Below are 12,784 nucleotides of genomic sequence, written 5' to 3' on the forward strand. Positions count from 1 at the left end.
CTCGGCTGGGGGTCAGGCAGCAAGGCCCTCCCTGTCCGTCGCCCAGGTACCCAGCGCGATCTCGGCGGTGATGCCGGGACCGAAACCGGCTATCAGGCCCTTATGACCCTCGAGTGCCGACTGCTCGTCAAACATGCGGCCGAGGGCGTCGAGGACGACTGCGCTGGCGATGTTTCCGTACTCGGTGAGTGTGGCCCGACTGAAGCGGAACGCCTCGGGCGGTATGTCGAGGCAGCGGCTCAGGTCGTCCAGGATGCGCGGCCCGCCGGCGTGGACGATGTAGAAGTCCAGTTTGCCGACGTTCCATTGGTGCTCTTCCGCCAGGGCCCGCAGCGCGGGGCTGAGGGGCTCCATCGTTTTCGGTACCCGCTTGTCGAGCTGGAAGTGGAAACCGGTGGAGCGGACCGCGTAAGAGATCCAGTCCTCGGTGTGGGGTATGAGGTAAGAGCCGTTGCGCTCCAGGCGCATTCCGGTGCCGCCGTTCCCCCGGACGACAGCGGCGGCGATGCCGTCACCGAACAAACCGTTGGAGAGCAGCGATCCCACACCGATGTCATCTGGCTGGTAGCACAGCGAGCAGAACTCACAGGCCACGATCAGGACATTGGCGTCGGGGTACGCCCTGCAGAAGTCGTGCGCCCGGTTCACGGCGGCTCCGCCTGCAGCGCAACCGAGTTGGGCAATGGGCAGCTGCCGTGTCTGCGATTTGAAGCCCATGGTGTTGATGAGCCACGCGGTCAGCGAGGGCATCATGAAGCCCGTGCAGGACACGTAGATGATCAAGTCGATGTCCGGGGGCTCGAGTTGGGCCTGGTCCAGTGCCCGCTGAACCACCTTCGGGACGCGGGCCTTGGACTCCGTCTCGTAGACGGCGCTGCGCGCATCCAGTCCCGGATGCTTGAGGACCTCATCAATGGGCTGGATCAGATGCCGCTTCTGTACCCCGGTGTTCTCGATCAGGCTCAGTGCCAGGTCGAGTTGTGGATGGTCGTGGTGCAGCCTCCGCGCGAGTTCGAGGGTTTCCTCATTGGTGATGACGTGCTCGGGTATCGCGATTGCCGGCTTGCACAGCACTGCCATGGGAGTGACTCCTTGCAGTTGGTGGGCCCGGGCGCGACCGGGACCGGTCCTGAGGGTTCAGCGCTTGGCAGAGAGCCCCTGCTGCCCTGGGCGCACTAAGACGGCGCGCACTGGAATACCTGAGGGGAACACGGTCGATGCGACCGTCGCACAATGCGTCCCGGCCGGGCGGCACGGCCTGCCAGAGACGCCGCCGCTGGGATTGGCCAGCGCAATTCAACGTACGCCAGGTGGATCACCGCCGCACGTCGGACCGCCACTCCCCGCAGTCGGCGTGACCAGGGTCAAGGCGCCGTCCTCCTCGGCTGCTCACGGCCGCGCGGGGCCGTGAGCAGCCGGCTGATGCCGCTCAAGCTCGCCATCGCGCCGAGCGGGGCGCGCAGTGTTACGCGCGCGAGGTGGCCCCGCCCGGCGCTGCGGTCATGTGCCGGCCTGTCACCAGGTGACGGGCAACGCGAGGGGATAGCGCCAGATCGATGTCGCGTTCCATTGCAGTTCTTCGGCGGGCTTGGCCAGCGCGAGGCGAGGAAAACGCTCAAGGAGCGTTCCGAGGGCGATTTCGATTTCCGCGGCGGCCAGCGGTGCGCCCAGGCAGTGATGGGCGCCCCAGCCGAAGGTCATGTGAGGCGGGCCGGAACGTTCCAGGTCTACCTCGTCGGGGCGGTCGAACTTGCGCGCGTCCCGGTTTGCGGTCAGGTAGGAGACATGCACGATGTCGCCCGCCTGAATGCTCACCCCGCTCAGGGACACGTCTTCCATGGCCACCCGGGGGATACCGACCCCCTTGCGGAAGGGGATGAAGCGCAGCAGTTCGTTGATCGCCCCGGGCAGCAACTCGGGGCGCTCGCGCACGGTCGCGAGCAGATCGGGCCGGGTGAGCAACAGGTAGGTCAGGTTGCCGATCTCGTACGTCGTCGTATCCTGCCCTGTGATCAGCAGGACCATGGCCATGACGGCCAACTCCTCGTCATTGAGGATCTCGTCGCCGTCGCGGGCCGTCGCCAGCACGCTGATGAGGTCGTCACCGGGATTCTTGCGTCGCTGCGCGGTCAGTGTCGCAAAGTAGGCGCGCAACTCGGCCTTCGCCCGTACCGCGGCATCCCGGTTCCCGGCCCCGACATCCATCATCGTCCGCGCGTGGGCGCGCAGTTGTGCATGGTCCGCCTCGGGGATCTCCAGAACCTCACAGATCGTGATCAGAGGCAGTGGTCCGGCAAGATGCTCCATGATGTCGGCGGGGGTACCGTGTCCCGCCATCTGTTCGAGCAGCTCGTCGACGACATTCTGGGTGCGCAGCCTCATGCGCTCGATGTGAGCCGGGGCGAAGCCCTTCGACACAAGGCTGCGCAGGCGACTGCCGGCCGGGGGGTCCATCAGATTGATCGCCTCGGACTGGACGATCGGCTCGGGTGTCATGCGCGGGAAGTCACGGCCGGCGACAGCATGGCGGCTGAAACGCCGGTCCGTAGTCACCGTCCGCACGTCGTCGTAGCCGGTGACGAGCCACGCCGTGCCCTCGCCGAAGGGCAGCCGGATCCGGGAGACAGGTCCCTCGTTCATGAGCTGTCTGAGCATCGGATCGAACTCGAGGGCCTCTGCAAAGTCGAATGGACATTGACGCGCGTCGGAGCCGGGGGTCATGCGGATCTCCAAGTGAGTGGCACCTACTGCTGCTCTGGACCCGACAGCCGTACCCGGCTCGCCACCTGGCCATACCCGATTCGCCCGCATGCACCAAGCAGTTCATCCGTGCCGCTCAGGGCTCAGGGCAGGTCACGGCAACCTGCAATTCGGCGAAGTGCAGGTGCTCCGGCCAGGGTGTCGGCATCCCCACGAGAAGTGGCCCGGTCTCGCCCCTCGGCGTGTCACCCCTGCCGCAACATTCCTTGCGCATCAGGGAGTGTCAGTGGCGAGTCGGGGACGGCTGCTGGGCCGCTTCGCCCTCAGCCTTGCGCGAGCAGTCACGGCAGAGGGTCGCGGACTCGCTCCGCACCGGTTTTGCACGGGCAACGCAGACGCACGAGCAGTGGGTACTCCATCCGGTATCCGGCTGGAGTACACCGGTGAGGGACTGCGGGAGTTCCTCCTCACCCCCTAGCACGAGACCCGTCTGCAGGCGATGCGCACCAGCCTGGAACCGGGCGGGGGATCCGACGCCGCCTACAGCCTCCAGGTGGATTCCATCTTCGCGCTGGCGATACGGGGCAGTCTCGAACTGGTCGTCGACGGAACACCTCGGCACCTGCAGTCCGGCGACTCCCTCACCTTCTCGGCCCGGTCCGCTCATGAGTGGTCCGACCCCGGCCCCGGTCGACGCCGAGGTCGTCTGGGTGATCACTCCCCCGCTGCCGCGTCAGGAACTGTTTCCGGCGCGGAAGAAGCGTGGCACGGCTGCCGGTTGACCGCCGCGGGTCGGCCGCCGTAACGCCAACCCCACGACTTACACCGTTGGGTTGGCCAGACAGCCCCTGGCCAAAGCACACCACTCCCGCAGGCACCGCTCGAAAGAGGTGACCGCACAGGTCGAGCCCGGCCCGACCGGCCAGGTGCTCTGGATTTCGGGCAGTGCCCGGCCGGCCCAGGACTTTACGACAGCCCGCACTCACCGCATCGGTCTCACCTTCGCCGGATGACCGCGGGAGGAGGGCGCCGGACCCGCGGCCCGGCGCCCCGCACAAGTCAGTTCGTGACCCGTACGGCTTGCCTGCCCGGGTCCTCCTGCCGTGCTCATCGCCACCGGGCGGCCTGTCACGTGCCGGGGCGGTACCTCCGCTCGACGTGGCCTTTGAGGTCCTCTGGATAGAAGTAGACGGGCCGCAGGGCGCCCCGCGCATAGCGTTCGGCCTGGTCGCCGAAGTGGGGCGAGTCCGGGTGTCCGCTCACTCCGCCCGCCGTCACCGCCCAGGCGCGCAGTCGTGGCCCGAACTCCACGACCGCCACGAAACTGTTGCCACTGGTGCCGTAGTAACGCTTGGTTCCCGGGTAGGCCATCGCGCCGAACGAGGCGAGCGAGCCCCAGCGCGAGGAGGTGAAGGGCACCGGGATGCTGGGCTTGTCGTCGCTGAACTCCTGAACGATCGCACCGTCGTTGCGCTGGTAGCGATTGATGTCACCCCACGGCACCTGCCAGCCGCCGAAGTCCCGCTGCAGCCGCTGTACCGCCGTCTCGAGCGCGCCGAGCTTCTGCGCGTCCGTGGCGCGGTCGGCGATGTAGTCCCATACCGACATTCCGGCGTCTGCGGCCGCCTGGGTCGTGAGTGCCCACATGTCCTCGCCCCAGAACACGGCTACTGAGGTCGCGGTCGAGTCCGCGGACCACCGGAGGTCCCAGTCGCGCAGCAGGCCGATCGGGCCGGCCAGCTTCTTCTTCTGCCCGTTCCCCTCGGACAGTTGGTCCCATGCCGCCACGAGCCCCGGCAGCAGCCGCGCGAAGGCGGTGAGATACGGGTCGAACGCGGCCTCGATCAGCGTCTGCGGGGTGAAGTCGTTGCGCGCGGTCAGTACCCGGATGGCATGCGGCCCGCGCGGGTTCTCGCCGAACCGGTCGAAGTAGCGCGGATAGTCGGCCTTGTGGGGGCTGTCCGCGCCGGCGGCGGTCCAGGGCCAGTTGTTGGTGTTGAACGCCCAGCCGTTCTTCGGGTTCACGGCCTGCGGCATGCTGTCCAAGGTGTGCAGGCCATGCCAGTCGGTCGCCGGGTCACTGCCGTCGACGGCCTGGAGATAGTCGAAACGGTTGTCCCTCACCGGCATGAACTGCGGCATCAGGAAGGCGATCTCGCCCTTCGAGTCCGCGAAGAGCGTGTTGTTCGAGCTGTTCGCCTTCAGGCCCGCGACCTTGAGATAGCCGGCATAGTCCCGCGTCGTGGTGCGCAGGTAGCTCTGCTGGAGGGCCTCGACGGGCTTGTTCATCAGCGCACACGCGATCCACTTGCCGTCCGTCTCGCGCACGATCGGGCCGTGGTGCGTCGCGTACGTCGTGAAGGTGCGCTCCTTCTGCCCGCCGTCATCGGTACGGAAGGAGAGCGTGACCTTCTTCGTCGTGACGGGGCGCAGTTCGTCGCCGTAACGGTAGGAGCGGGCACCGTCGGCCCCTGTCACGATCGTCTCGGCGAACTCGTCGATGTTGTCGACACCGCTCGTCGTGTGCATCCAGCCCGTGTCCGCGTTGAAGCCCTGGTAGATGAAGAACTGCCCCCAGGTGGCGGCACCGTAGGCGTTGAGTCCCTCGCGGCTCGTCACATGCTGTTCCGCGCGGAAGAAGAAGCTGGTGTGCGGGTTGATCAGCAGCAGTGCGTGGCCGTCCCGCGTGTGGCTGGGTGCGATCGCGAAGCCGTTGGACCCCGTGGGTTCGCGCTGCACGAGGCCGCGCTCCTCGTCGGTCATCGGTACGTCGCTCTTGTCGTAGAACGCTTCGAGCTGGGTGAGCAGCACCGATTCGATGTCGCCGCCGATGCTGCCTTCGGAGAAGCTGAGCGGCATCCACGGCTCGAACCGGTCGAGCACCCGCGGGCGCACCTCGGGGTGTGTCGCGAGGTAGTGGTTGAGTCCGTCCGCCCAGGCCCGCATCAACGCGCGCAGCCACGCCGGACACTTCGCGTAGTTCTTCTTCAGCTCCTCCGGGTCGAGGAACAGCCGCTGGCGCAGGTCCTGCCATATCGCGCTCTCGCCCTCGGCCTCGGCGAGACGGCCCATGGCGACGAGGTAGTTCTGCTCGATCCGGTTGAAGTCGTCCTCTGCCTGGGCGTACATCATCCCGAACACCGCGTCGGCATCGGTCTCGCCCACGATGTGGGGAACACCCCAGTCGTCCCGCGTGATCGTGACCCGTTCGGCGTGTCGGCCCCTGCGGGCCTCGTCGGGCAGTGCCTGCGCCGGCAGCGCGAACGCGGCACCGGTCTGCAGCCCCGCCGCGGCAACGGCCAGCCCGGCCGCTCCACCCAGAACGCGACGCCGGCTCACCCCGGGGTTCTGCGCATGGCTCATGAGTTGCTCCACTCTCCTTCGAGGATCAGGGGATCGTTCGGCTTCGCCCGGTGTGGTGAGCGGTGGTCCGCGTGCCGGCCCCTTGGCGCTCTGCCCGCCCGATTCGGCGCTCCCGTCGCCCTTGGCCCTTCGCCCGTGGGACCCCAACGCGATGACGCCCTCGGTCATCACCCTGATCGTCACCCCCACCGCGCAGCCGGCAACCACGACCGAGGTGACCATCCGGACGGCACACGCACGTTCCGGTGATCACCTACGCGGACAGTCCTATCCAGGAAGCAGCGCCCTGACAAGCCCTCACCCCACTGCAATCGGAAGTACTTCGTCCGGTGACGAGCGGCTGTCCCACCTGCGCGGCTGCCGGCTGATGCCCAATGTGACGGGCTGTCACCAGGAGGGGATCAACATCCCTGCTCGGGACGTTCGTCGGCCACTTCCTCAGGCAGTTCCAAAGAGAACCGCATGGTGTCCTTGCACCGGCAGCGGCGGTGGACGCGGTGTACGTGCCCGTCCGTCAGCCGTGTCACCACCACAGCCACTCGGCGAACGCCGTCAGTCACCGTCATCGGGACATGCAGCTGATGCCGATCCTCCACCGGAGGCCGGCTCTCGCACGGCGAGAGTCCGACCTCACGAGCGATCAGCTCGAAGCCTCGTCGGTCAGCGAAGACCCGGCTGCCGCACGGAGGACCATGAGCGATTCGTCCAAGGTCGCCACCATGGCAAAGGGGAACCGGTCGAGCTCCAGACAGAGTTCGACGTCATCAGAATGGACTCCTTGACGCACACCCTCCGCCAGCTCGGCGGCGGCGCGCGACTCACCGGCACGGCGCAGGAACCCAGTTGCGTCCGTCGCAGCCTCGGTGGCTCTCCGAGCGATGTATTGAGCACACGCCAGATCTTCATCGGCCTGCCCGTCCTCGCCGGTGACGACGAACGTGACACTGTCACTCTTGTTCGTCCGCAAGAGCCGAGCAGTTGCCTCCGCCACCACGAAGCTGGCGCACAGCACCAGCGACGCCTCCTTGACCGCGAGGGCGCCGACCGTCCCTGCCGTGGTCTTCTGCACAACGGTCCGTCCGCCAAGGTCAATAGACCGCATCAGGCCCGGCGAGTTGACGGTGTCGAACCCGGGCGCGGGCGGACCGTCCTTGAGCGCCACCCAATCCGGGTGGCGAGCTTTGAGCGCGAGGGCTTCGTCCAGCGACGCAGCAAGAACGATCTTTTCCGCCCCCTGGGCGAAGGCCCAGGCAGCCACTGTGAAAGCACGCATGACGTCGACAACGACCGCCACGGACGGGGCTTCGACCAGCTCAGTGATGCCAAGGAAACGAGCGTTCATCCGGTCATGATCGCGTATGCCCGACCCGAAGCACCCGGGCAGTGATACGCATCACGTCACCGGTCTCGGAATGCGGCACCTCCGGCCGACTGCGTCGCGAAAGCAGTGCGCAACGACACGCCTGCTCAATCGCCGAGTGGGATGCGGCGATTCGGTGCGGCCACCGTGTCGGCATGTCGACGCCGTTCACCGGTCCCCGTCTCTGCGCGGCCATCGCCGGTCACCCGGCCTACAGCGACACGACTCTCGAAACCGCCGCCGACTCCTGTCGCCTCGCCAACAGCCGGGCTCGGGCCGGGGATTCCGCCGCGGCCTGGTGACATCTGCCGTCCCAGGCCGGACAGTGGCATCACCTACTCGGCGGCGCGGGCCACAAGCAGCGGCTGGAAGAACCCCGTCTCCTCCGGCATCCGCCACCCGACGTCGACGAACCCGGCCTCAGCTGCGAGACCGGCCAGCCGGTCCCGGCCCAGCGCCCAGTAAGTGGTCCGGCGGACCTTGACGCGCCAGTCCCCAGCTGCCTCAAAGAGTTGGAAGTGCTCCAGGTCGTAGTGCTCGCCGTCGTCATGCCAGTGCCAGAGCTGGAAGGTGACGGTACGTTCTCCATCGTCAGCACCGTCGCCGATCCCCTGAACTTGTGGAGGCGTCGAAGCCGGGCGGTCACGCAGCAGGTCGTCATAGGGGCGTGTGCTGACCAGCAGTAGGCCGCGGGGGCGCAGCACACGGCGCATCTCGGCCAGGGCGGCGAGCGCATCCTGTTCTGTCAGCAGGTGAGGCAGAGAATTGTCAGCGCACACGACGGCGTCGAAGCGACCATCGATAAACGGAAGGCTTCGCATATCAGCGGCGGCCGTGCAAAGGCTCAGGCCCCGGCGAGCGGCCTCACGGGCAGCGCGAACGGCGGCCCGGGGGCTGAGATCGGTCCCGGTGACGCAGTGCCCGCGCAGCGCCAGGCCGATGGCCTGCGTTCCGATCCCGCAGGAACAGTCGAGCACCGCCACACGATCCTGGCCGATCTGGGCATCCAGAGCATCTCCCTGCCGGCGGATGCTCGCGTCCCAGTCCGGGTAGATCAGGTGGTAGTCGTCAGCCAGCTCGTCATAGAAGTGCCCCACCGATGCCTCGGACATGGCCCGAGATTAACGCGCCCTCCCTCACGAGGGACCTGACCGCCCAATGACCGACGCAAACCCGCTGACCGCAGCGCAGTCCTTCCCCCGTGAACGTCTACGAGCGCGCTAATCACCAGTCGGCGTTGAAACACATCGGCAAAGCTGTTGCCGAACGTGAACCAGCGGAGACGATCGACGAGTTCGCCCGCCGGAGGACCAGGCGAGAGTGGACTACCTCGGCTTCATCGAGCTGGTCCTCTCCGAAGTGTTCGTCGTCCGCGACGACCGCCGCTTCTGACAGGGCCTGCGGCTGTCTCTGTTGCCGCACCACAAGACGCTCGACGAGTACGACTTTTCCCTCCAGCCCGACCTCGACCCCGCAAGGTCGAAGAACCTCGCCACTCTCACGTTTGTCGAGGCAAGGCGAACGCCGCCCTCCTGGGACCGCCAGCGGTCAGCCAGACGCATATCTCTGTCGCCCTCGCGGTCACAGCCTGCCACGTCCCACATCACGCAGCCCGTGTTGTCCACGCTGGCCTCGGCGAACGACAGTCGGCCTCGGTCGCCGCTCCCGAACCGGGGAGGTCCGAGCCGGACAACTCCCACGGTGAGAAAACCCGAGGTACTGCCGTCGCCGCCGTCCACTGCATTCAACTCGACCCGGAATACACTCATCCATTCACCGACCGCTCTCAGCGCAGATCGAGCAACATCACGTCATGCAGGTCCGCGCTCTCCCCCCACAGCCGCGCCTCGCCGATCTTGCGGTATCCCCACGCCCGGTAAGCGGCCGACGCCGCCTTGCTGCCCGGGTGGACGTTCAGCAGCACCCGCTCGGCGCCGATGCCGTCGAGCAGCATCTCGTGCAGACGACGCGCGATGCCCTGTCCACGCCACGGTCCGCGCACGGCGAGTTCCATGAGCCCGAAAGTGCGGTGCCCGTCCTCGCGCCGCATGTCCTCGGGTACCGGCTCGGTCAGTTCGTCCCACCAGCCCGTGTCGGGACCAAGCGGGAAACCGTACGCCATGCCGACCGGCTCGCCGGCCTCACAACGGGCCAAGGTGGCGCGGAACGTGGGGTTGCGAGCCTGGACAGGAAAGCGGCGGAAGGCGGCAGCGACGTCATCCTCGGTCTCGTTATAAGGAGGCCCGGCGAACGCTTCGGCGTAGATCAGCCTCAACGCGTCCACAGCCTGTACTGCGGCCGAGCCGCCCATACGCTCCAACGCGATGACCCCCTGCTGCGCCATGTGGTCCCCCTCGGACGGTCGCCCAATTACGCTCACACTCCCCGACAGTGGCACCCACGCCCCAGTCCCGACCTCGACCCTACTCAGGCCACAGTCGACCAGGGAAAGAACAAGAGGCATTCCGCGCCGGTGTCCCGGTAGAAGGCAGAGTAGGGGCATGTCTACGTACGAGACGATGTCGTTCCGCCTTGAGACCGAGCGGCTGATACTGCGGCCGTGGGTTGAGTCGGACGCCGCTGAACTCCGCGCCCTCCACTCCGAACGCGGCAACGGGACGCCCACGGTGGAGTACACCCGGACGCTCATCGCGAAACAGCTCACCGCAGCAGCGACAACAGGGATTGCCCTGCTGCCCATCCAGCGCCGTGAAGAGGGCGACTTCATCGGCTATTGCGGGTTGATCATCGGCCGCGCCACCGTAGAGGAACCTGAAATCGCGTATGAGTTGTTCCAGCGCGCGCATGGACGTGGCTATGCCACCGAGGCGGCCGGTGCAGTGCTCGATGCCGCCATTGCGACCGGGCGGAAACGGCTCTGGTCGACCGTCGGCACATGGAACACACCGTCGTTGCGTGTCCTTGAGAAGCTCGGGTTCGAGCGGGATCACGTGTCCACGGACGACAGCGGTGAAGTGGTATGGCTCACACGCTCGTTGCCCTGACGCGGGGTCGTCGCGCCCCGGGACTGCATGCTCACGTGATCGAGTGCGCTCAGGCGGAGTAGGCGGCTTGACGGCAGTGGCGGGCCGGCTCGGGATCGGGCTTGGAAACGGCGACGCCAGTGGGACAATTCGAGCCGGTGGGCCGTGTCGTGGATGCGCTGGACAACGAGGGCGATGAACAGGCGGACGATCTTTTCGCAGGTGAGCGGGATCAACTAGTCCGGGCCGGGCGGCGGGTGTGCTCTGTCGGCGGTCACGCAATTCGGCTCTGTCGGAGAGCTCGTGACGCCGCGCGGCTGAACTGGCATATATCGAGAACGCGGTTCAGGGGCTTTTGGGGCGGCTGCTACTGCATTTAGCTGATGTGGTGATGGAGTCGGCCAGACGTACGGCTGAGACGGTCACGTTACGTGCGTCGTGTCCGCCTTTTCGGCGAGATGTACGCGGTGCCGACTGCCGTCATGGACGGTGCACGGCCGCTACATCCGCAGGCTGTCCGACGCACCGCTCGGTGGTGCGGCCGTCGTGATCGAGTTGACCGTGTACCGGTTCAAGCGCCTCAACTCGGCTCGCCCTGCAGTGACGTTCGCCAAGCAGATCCCTTCCCTGACCAGCCCGCACGCCCGCTATACCCCGCTGCTGCGCGGCGTCAGTCGCTTCTCACCTCTTGCTCGGGCATAGCCGTACCTGTGCCCTGACAACCGAGAGCAGGCGGTGACCAGCACCCGCAGGTTCGCGACGGCCCTCACACTCCTCGGGAGTGATCTTCTCGTCGCGACGATCCAGCTGCTCACCTGCATTACAGCTCAGCATGTCCACTCCGCCGTCATACGTCACGAGCGCGGCTTCTCGAAGCCCCAGGAACGCTGGCCCTCCGCCTGCCCGAACGATACGGCGATGTGGCCCCGGCCACTGCCTTCCGTGCGCGAGGATGACCGCGTCGACGGACGTTGCGATTTGAAGTGTTCTCCTCCCTTCGCAAGCTGAGGAAGGAGATTCCCGTCTACCTTGCGGTGGCGGGCTTGACGCGCTTTACACGCCTGACGACTGCCCTCCCGGCAGCCGGGATGAGCGCGTGGCCCGTCCGGTACAGGTGCAAGATGTTGCGGGCCGCGTTGAAATCGGCGTTGCCCGACCATCCGCAGTCCGGGTTCTTGCATACGAACGTGGCCTGGTCCTGTCGGCTGCCGGGCGTGATGAAGCCGCAGGCAGAGCAGCGTCGGGAGGTGTGCGGGGCGGGCACCTTGTGCAGGGTGCCGCCGTACCGGCCGGCCTTGTACGTCAGCATCGTGACCGTCCTGCCCCATGCCTCCTGGCTGATGGAGCGGTTGAGTCCGGCCTTTTGGGCGACGCCTGTCCCCGGCTCGGCGATGGTGCCCCGAGCGGACTTGACCATGTTCGTGATGGTGAGTGCTTCGACCACTATGACGCCGTACGTCTGGGCGAGGCGGGTGGTCGTCTTGTGCTGCCAGTCCTGGTGTCGTCGCGTGGCTTTTGCGCGCAGCCCTCGGATCTGGTCATAGGTGTGGTTCAGGCGGCGGCTGGTGCGCTCGCCGGGCTTGCGGTGTGTCTTGCGCTGGGCGGCCCGGCGCTCCAGGCGCCAGAGCTTGCTCTTTTCCATGGTGTTCAGCCACTTGTCACGGTCGGCGCTGCCATCCGGGAGGCGAGGCGCACGCCCGTGGTCCTGGTGGTTGCCGTCCGAGAGGGCGAGGGGCAGGTTCACCCCGGCGTCGATTCCGACCTGTGCCCCCGGGTGGGATGCGGGCCTGGCTTCGAGGCTCTGCACACGGAAGGCGATGTGCCATCCCAGGTGGTCCTTGACCAGCCGTGCCCCGGTGATCCGGTTGTCGGCGTTCGCCTTGTTGCCCACGGGGAGGTCTTTGGTCCAACGGAAGCGGACACGGCCGGCCTTGGGAATGTTGGCCATGCCCCAGCGGCGGTGCACCCGCTTGATCTGGAGGTCACGGCCCTGCGGGATGTCCACGCTCATCACGGACCGGAACCGGCCCTTGAAGTTCGGAGCATCGGCGCGGCCGTCCCAGAAGTTCTTCCAGGCCTGGAAGTACGTCTTGAGGACCGCTTGCGCGGCCTGCGCAGGAAGGACGGCGAGGAAATCGATCTCCTTGCGGGCCTGGCGTATCGCGGCGTCCGCGTTCGCCAGAGTCCGCTTCTCCTTCGGCATCATCTGCCACCACGCGTGCAGGCAGTTCCACATCGCGCGGGCGGCATGCGCCTGCTCATCGATGAGGAGAGTCTCGGCAGGAGACAATGCCAGTCGGGCACGGTGCCCGAACTGCCGCTTCTCCCAACCAAGTTCACCCACAGTGATCACCATACTACCGGTGGTCCATGCCGC

10 protein-coding genes and 2 pseudogenes are annotated in these 12,784 nt (G+C 66.9%); 5 read left to right on the forward strand and 7 right to left on the reverse strand.

All coding sequences use genetic code 11. The features are described 5' to 3' along the window. Nucleotides 1-12: 12 nt before the first annotated feature. A complete protein-coding gene (locus tag OG456_RS40125; protein WP_266570009.1) occupies nucleotides 13-1,080 on the reverse strand; it encodes a type III polyketide synthase in 1,068 nt (355 codons plus the stop codon). Between the two features lie 435 nt (nucleotides 1,081-1,515). Further along, entirely contained in the window at nucleotides 1,516-2,721 is a 1,206-nt protein-coding gene (locus OG456_RS40130; RefSeq protein ID WP_266570744.1) for a cytochrome P450, read from the reverse strand. A 478-nt stretch (nucleotides 2,722-3,199) separates the two neighbouring features. Here OG456_RS40130 and OG456_RS50925 point away from each other — a divergent pair. Then, nucleotides 3,200-3,325, forward strand: a pseudogene (locus tag OG456_RS50925) (XRE family transcriptional regulator); the annotation flags it as partial. Between the two features lie 503 nt (nucleotides 3,326-3,828). Here the strand turns inward: OG456_RS50925 and OG456_RS40135 are convergent. Both OG456_RS40135 and OG456_RS40140 read right to left on the reverse strand, forming a co-directional pair. Beyond that, a complete protein-coding gene (locus OG456_RS40135; protein WP_266570010.1) occupies nucleotides 3,829-6,063 on the reverse strand; it encodes a penicillin acylase family protein in 2,235 nt (744 codons plus the stop codon). Nucleotides 6,064-6,703: 640 nt separating this feature from the next. Continuing rightward, on the reverse strand, nucleotides 6,704-7,405 hold the full coding sequence (locus OG456_RS40140; protein WP_266570011.1) for a 2-phosphosulfolactate phosphatase: 702 nt from the start codon (nucleotides 7,403-7,405) through the stop codon (nucleotides 6,704-6,706). Between the two features lie 173 nt (nucleotides 7,406-7,578). On the opposite strand from OG456_RS40140, the gene OG456_RS40145 reads away from it, so the two are divergent. After that, nucleotides 7,579-7,725, forward strand: a complete 147-nt coding sequence (locus OG456_RS40145) for a hypothetical protein (protein ID WP_266570012.1) — start codon at nucleotides 7,579-7,581, stop codon at nucleotides 7,723-7,725. Nucleotides 7,726-7,758: 33 nt separating this feature from the next. On the opposite strand, the gene OG456_RS40150 is transcribed toward OG456_RS40145, so the two are convergent. Then, nucleotides 7,759-8,535 (reverse strand): class I SAM-dependent methyltransferase, encoded by a 777-nt coding sequence (locus tag OG456_RS40150; RefSeq protein ID WP_266570013.1) that lies wholly within the window; start codon nucleotides 8,533-8,535, stop codon nucleotides 7,759-7,761. Nucleotides 8,536-8,836: 301 nt separating this feature from the next. Here OG456_RS40150 and OG456_RS40155 point away from each other — a divergent pair. Further along, a pseudogene (locus OG456_RS40155) lies at nucleotides 8,837-8,884 on the forward strand (hypothetical protein); the annotation flags it as partial. A 325-nt stretch (nucleotides 8,885-9,209) separates the two neighbouring features. Here the strand turns inward: OG456_RS40155 and OG456_RS40160 are convergent. Further along, the gene (locus tag OG456_RS40160) at nucleotides 9,210-9,767 is read right to left on the reverse strand and encodes an N-acetyltransferase (RefSeq protein WP_266570014.1); all 558 of its coding nucleotides are present in this window, start codon (nucleotides 9,765-9,767) and stop codon (nucleotides 9,210-9,212) included. Nucleotides 9,768-9,924: 157 nt separating this feature from the next. Here OG456_RS40160 and OG456_RS40165 point away from each other — a divergent pair, with 157 nt between their 5' ends. Beyond that, nucleotides 9,925-10,428: a GNAT family N-acetyltransferase gene (locus OG456_RS40165; protein ID WP_266570015.1), complete on the forward strand. Its 504-nt coding sequence runs from the start codon at nucleotides 9,925-9,927 to the stop codon at nucleotides 10,426-10,428. A gap of 417 nt (nucleotides 10,429-10,845) precedes the next feature. After that, on the forward strand, nucleotides 10,846-11,109 hold the full coding sequence (locus OG456_RS40170; RefSeq protein ID WP_323136441.1) for a transposase family protein: 264 nt from the start codon (nucleotides 10,846-10,848) through the stop codon (nucleotides 11,107-11,109). A gap of 322 nt (nucleotides 11,110-11,431) precedes the next feature. On the opposite strand, the gene OG456_RS40175 is transcribed toward OG456_RS40170, so the two are convergent. Next, the gene (locus tag OG456_RS40175) at nucleotides 11,432-12,751 is read right to left on the reverse strand and encodes a transposase (protein WP_266570017.1); all 1,320 of its coding nucleotides are present in this window, start codon (nucleotides 12,749-12,751) and stop codon (nucleotides 11,432-11,434) included. Nucleotides 12,752-12,784 lie beyond the last annotated feature (33 nt).

The sequence above is a fragment of the Streptomyces sp. NBC_01446 genome, assembly GCF_026340095.1.
Classification (GTDB): Bacteria; Actinomycetota; Actinomycetes; order Streptomycetales; family Streptomycetaceae; genus Streptomyces; species Streptomyces aureus.

Coding starts and splice junctions, on each gene's coding strand:
- OG456_RS40125 (WP_266570009.1), bottom strand. CDS start 1,080: ATGGCAGTGCTGTGCAAGCCGGCAATCGCGATACCCGAGCACGTCATC.
- OG456_RS40130 (WP_266570744.1), bottom strand. CDS start 2,721: ATGACCCCCGGCTCCGACGCGCGTCAATGTCCATTCGACTTTGCAGAG.
- OG456_RS40135 (WP_266570010.1), bottom strand. CDS start 6,063: ATGAGCCATGCGCAGAACCCCGGGGTGAGCCGGCGTCGCGTTCTGGGT.
- OG456_RS40140 (WP_266570011.1), bottom strand. CDS start 7,405: ATGAACGCTCGTTTCCTTGGCATCACTGAGCTGGTCGAAGCCCCGTCC.
- OG456_RS40145 (WP_266570012.1), top strand. CDS start 7,579: ATGTCGACGCCGTTCACCGGTCCCCGTCTCTGCGCGGCCATCGCCGGT.
- OG456_RS40150 (WP_266570013.1), bottom strand. CDS start 8,535: ATGTCCGAGGCATCGGTGGGGCACTTCTATGACGAGCTGGCTGACGAC.
- OG456_RS40160 (WP_266570014.1), bottom strand. CDS start 9,767: ATGGCGCAGCAGGGGGTCATCGCGTTGGAGCGTATGGGCGGCTCGGCC.
- OG456_RS40165 (WP_266570015.1), top strand. CDS start 9,925: ATGTCTACGTACGAGACGATGTCGTTCCGCCTTGAGACCGAGCGGCTG.